This is a genomic window from Streptomyces sp., from assembly GCF_031178505.1.
Classification (GTDB): Bacteria; Actinomycetota; Actinomycetes; order Streptomycetales; family Streptomycetaceae; genus Streptomyces; species Streptomyces gulbargensis.
Genome location: NZ_JAPSIW010000772.1, coordinates 1 through 3,258, shown reverse-complemented (window position 1 = coordinate 3,258; position 3,258 = coordinate 1). Strand labels below are relative to the sequence as shown.

Here is a 3,258-nt window from a genome sequence, read left to right as displayed (position 1 = left end):
CTCGGCAGGGTCGGCGGCTGGATCGAGGACGAGCTGCTCTCCAACGGCGTCTTCCAGCTGGCCTGCTCCCTCGGCAGGGCGGTGCCGCCGGTGATCCCCGCCCTCGCCAAGGTCTCCAGCCGCGCGCTGTCGGCCCGGACCTACACCGACATCCCGTACAAGGTCTTCACCTCGCCGCGCCGGGTGCGCTTCCTGGAGATGGAGTACGCGCTGCCGCGCGAGGCGGCGGTCCCGGCGCTGCGCGAGCTGAAGGCGATGCTCGAACGCTCGCCGCTCAAGGTGAGCTTCCCCGTCGAGGTGCGCACGGCGCCGGCGGACGACATCGCCCTCTCCACGGCCTCGGGCCGCGAGACGGTCTACATCGCGGTCCATCTCTACAAGGGGACGCCCCACCGCGGGTACTTCACCGCGGTGGAGCGCATCATGACGGCCCACGGGGGGCGCCCTCACTGGGGCAAGATCCACACCCGTGACGCCGCCTACCTGGCCGGGGTGTACCCGCGCTTCGCCGAGTTCACGGCGCTGCGCGACCGCCTCGACCCGGACCGCCGCTTCGGCAACGACCACCTGCGCCGGGTGCTCGGCGACTGACCCGTCAGCCGGTCGTCCCGGGCGCGGGCTCCGGCGGGAGCGTCCGCCCCGGGGTCTCGGGGACGGGGGCCTCGGTCGGGGCCGTCGGGGCGGTCGGCTCGGCGGGCCCCGTCGGGGCCGAGGTCGGCGCCGGACCGGTCGGCTCGGGGTCCGGGGCCGGGTCCGTGGAGCCGCCGGGGGAACCGGTCGGGCCGGTGGAGCCGCCCGGTGTCGGGCCCGGCGCGGGCGTCCCCGTGCCCGCCCCCGTACCGGGGGCGGAGGTGCCCGGGGCGGACGGGGCGTCCCCGCTCGGTGTGGCACCGCCGTCCGGCCGGCCGTCGCCGTCACGGGCCGGGCCGGAGGAGGCGGGGACCGGGGTCCCGTCGTGGCCGGGGGTGCTCCGGCCGCTGTCCCCGCCGCCGCGGACGACGGAGCCGAAGGTGGTCCGTCCCTCCGTCCCGCCGAAGTCCTCCCCGGAGACGAGTTCGTACGCCGTGATGCCGCCCATCGTGACGCCGAAGACCAGGGCCGCGGCGAGGGCCGGACGCTTCCAGCCCCGCATCCGGGTGCCGTGGGTGGTCGCCCGGCCGAACGCGCCGTCGGCGGGCGGGCCGCCCGGCGCGACGGTGCCGAGCATCAGGGTGTGCTCGTCGGCCCGTTCCGGCTGCGCCGGGCGCCGGCCACCGGCGGCGCGGCGGCCCAGCTGACGGGGCCTCGGCTTGACGGCGGCCGTCGCGCCGCGCACCTGCTCGCCGGTGCGTTTGAGGAGGTGCTGGAAGACCGGTCCGCCGCAGGTGGCGATGACGCTGATCACGCCGGCGCCGACGATCGTGCCGTACACCCCGAGGGTGGAGGCGAGTTTGGCCGCGATGACGGCGGCGAGGGCGCTGCCCGACACCTGAGCCATACTCAGGTCGATCCTGGACCGGCCACCCTGCTCACCCTCCTGTCCGGTTTCCTGCGTCTCCCCGGCTTCCGCCCGCTGCGCCGGCTCTCCCGTTCCGCCCCTCTCGTCGGTCTCCTCCGGCCCTTCCGGCGCGGCCCTCGGCCTGTGATCCATCTCCGACCTCTGCTTGCTCATCTGTTCCACCATGCACCCAGAAGGGACATATGGGCGAAGCGATTAGTTCCGTTTCTGGTGGTTCTGTGAACAGGGACACGCGGTCCGGGACATCACGGACACTCAACTCGCGTGGACCCCGAGAAGTTGGGCGGCGCGGCGGTCCACCCAGGTGGCCCGAATGGAGTACATTGACGATCCCTGGGTACGGACGCTCTCACGGGTGCCCGGAATCACGGGGAGGGGGCCGAACCCGGCACTCGAAACCGGCGGCGCCGCGGCACCGCACGGAAGCCCGCTGCACAGCGTGACTGCCAGTCACTCCGTGTAGCGATCCGGTAACCGTGCCATAACGGCGTTCCAGGGTCCACGCCCGACACGCCGGACAACTCGGCAAGGTAGTGGCAGGCTGCACCCGGGCAGGCCACACTCGACTAGCGGAAGCAGCGACGCACGTGACGTCGGCAGGCACCACCCGGGAGGTCCCCATGCCCGAACTGCGTGTCGTGGCCGTCTCCAACGACGGCACACGACTGGTGCTGAAGGCTGCTGACAGCACGGAGTACACGCTTCCGATCGACGAGCGGCTGCGTGCCGCCGTGCGCAACGACCGCGCGCGCCTCGGCCAGATCGAGATCGAGGTGGAGAGCCACCTCCGCCCCCGCGACATCCAGGCGCGGATACGTGCCGGTGCCTCCGCGGAGGAGGTCGCCCAGCTCGCGGGCATCCCCGTCGACCGCGTACGCCGTTTCGAGGGCCCCGTCCTGGCGGAGCGCGCCTTCATGGCCGAGCGGGCCCGCAAGACACCCGTCCGCCGGCCCGGTGAGAACAGCGGTCCGCAGCTCGGCGAGGCCGTGCAGGAACGGCTGCTGCTCCGCGGTGCCGAGAAGGACACCGTGCAGTGGGACTCGTGGCGCCGGGACGACGGCACCTGGGAGGTGCTGCTGGTCTACCGGGTCGCCGGTGAGGTCCACACCGCCAGCTGGACCTACGACCCGCCGCGCCGGCTCGTCCAGGCCGTGGACGACGAGGCCCGGGCGCTGATCGGCGAGACCGACGACACCCTCGCCGCCGCCCCGGAGCCGAGCTTCCCCTTCGTGCCGCGCATCGCCCGGCTGCCCCGGGACAGGCCGCTGGACCGTGCCCTGGACCGGCAGATCGAGCGGCCGGTGCCGGTCGCCGCCGAACCGGAGGAGGAGCGGGACTCGCTCACGAGCCTCCTGGAGGCCGTACCGAGCTTCCGGGGCGACATGGTCGTGCCCGAACCGCCGGAGACGGAGCCCTCGGAGGAGGTGGAGGCGGAGGAGCCCCCGGCTCCCGCCGCGTCGGCCGGGGCGGGGTCGGCGTACGCCGACGTCCTCATGCCGCGTGCCGTCTCGGGCCACCGTGACCGGCTGCACGGCGCGACCGACCGCCAGGCCGAGGCGGACGGCGTCCGCCCGGGCCGCCGCGCGGCGGTCCCCAGCTGGGACGAGATCGTCTTCGGCACGCGCCGCAAGAAACAGGACTGACCGACCCTCCCCCGTCGGGCCCCCCCCCCCGCACCCGCGCGCGGCGCCGACGGGGGTGGGACTACAAGGGGGGGGGGGCCCCGCGGACCGGCGGGGGGGGGGGGGACGCGCATAACA

The 3,258-nt window shown here is 74.6% G+C and carries 3 protein-coding genes; 2 read left to right on the top strand and 1 reads right to left on the bottom strand.

From position 1 onward, the window contains the following. Nucleotides 1-591 (top strand): D-arabinono-1,4-lactone oxidase (locus RIF68_RS32085; protein ID WP_309054781.1); only part of this gene is annotated, 591 nt, incomplete at its 5' end. A 4-nt stretch (nucleotides 592-595) separates the two neighbouring features. On the opposite strand, the gene RIF68_RS32080 is transcribed toward RIF68_RS32085, so the two are convergent. Then, entirely contained in the window at nucleotides 596-1,477 is an 882-nt protein-coding gene (locus tag RIF68_RS32080; RefSeq protein ID WP_309054780.1) for a hypothetical protein, read from the bottom strand. 641 nt (nucleotides 1,478-2,118) lie between these two features. Here RIF68_RS32080 and sepH point away from each other — a divergent pair. Beyond that, a complete protein-coding gene (gene sepH, locus RIF68_RS32075) occupies nucleotides 2,119-3,141 on the top strand; it encodes a septation protein SepH (RefSeq protein WP_309054779.1) in 1,023 nt (340 codons plus the stop codon). The last annotated feature ends 117 nt before the right edge of the window (nucleotides 3,142-3,258 follow it).